Annotated in this window: 1 rRNA gene; it reads right to left on the reverse strand. The window is 57.9% G+C overall.

Annotation, left to right across the window (positions count from 1 at the left end):
* Positions 1–965 (reverse strand): 23S ribosomal RNA (locus tag ACQRUO_RS39515); the annotation flags it as partial.

The raw sequence follows: 965 nt of genomic DNA on the forward strand, positions 1-965 counted from the left end.
TGAGTGACGGATTTGCCTATCACTCGTCCTACACCCTTACCCCGGGACAACCACCGCCCGGGCTGGACTACCTTCCTGCGTCACCCCATCGCTCAGCTACTACCCCGTTGGTCCGACGGCTCCACCACGTCCCCTTGTCCGAAGACTCCGGGCCGGCTTCACGGTCTTAGCATCAGAAGGTTCACCGTTGGCGCTTCAAAGCGGGTACGGGAATATCAACCCGTTGTCCATCGACTACGCCTGTCGGCCTCGCCTTAGGTCCCGACTTACCCTGGGCAGATCAGCTTGACCCAGGAACCCTTGGTCAATCGGCGCAAGAGTTTCCCACTCTTGTATCGCTACTCATGCCTGCATTCTCACTCGTATACCGTCCACGACTCGATTCCTCGGCCGCTTCACCCGGCACACGACGCTCCCCTACCCATCCACAGCGCCGTTGGGCGTATTCTGTGAATGACACGACTTCGGTGGTGTACTTGAGCCCCGCTACATTGTCGGCGCGGAATCACTTGACCAGTGAGCTATTACGCACTCTTTCAAGGGTGGCTGCTTCTAAGCCAACCTCCTGGTTGTCTCTGCGACTCCACATCCTTTCCCACTTAGCACACGCTTAGGGACCTTAGTCGGTGTTCTGGGCTGTTTCCCTCTCGACCATGGAGCTTATCCCCCACAGTCTCACTGCCGCGCTCTCACTTACCGGCATTCGGAGTTTGGCTAAGGTCAGTAACCCGGTGAGGCCCATCGCCTATCCAGTGCTCTACCTCCGGCAAGAAACACGCGACGCTGCACCTAAATGCATTTCGGGGAGAACCAGCTATCACGGAGTTTGATTGGCCTTTCACCCCTAACCACAGGTCATCCCCCAGGTTTTCAACCCTGGTGGGTTCGGTCCTCCACGCGGTCTTACCCGCGCTTCAACCTGCCCATGGCTAGATCACTCCGCTTCGGGTCTTGGGCATGCAACT

Source organism: Kitasatospora sp. LaBMicrA B282, assembly GCF_050325825.1.
Lineage (GTDB): Bacteria > Actinomycetota > Actinomycetes > Streptomycetales > Streptomycetaceae > Kitasatospora.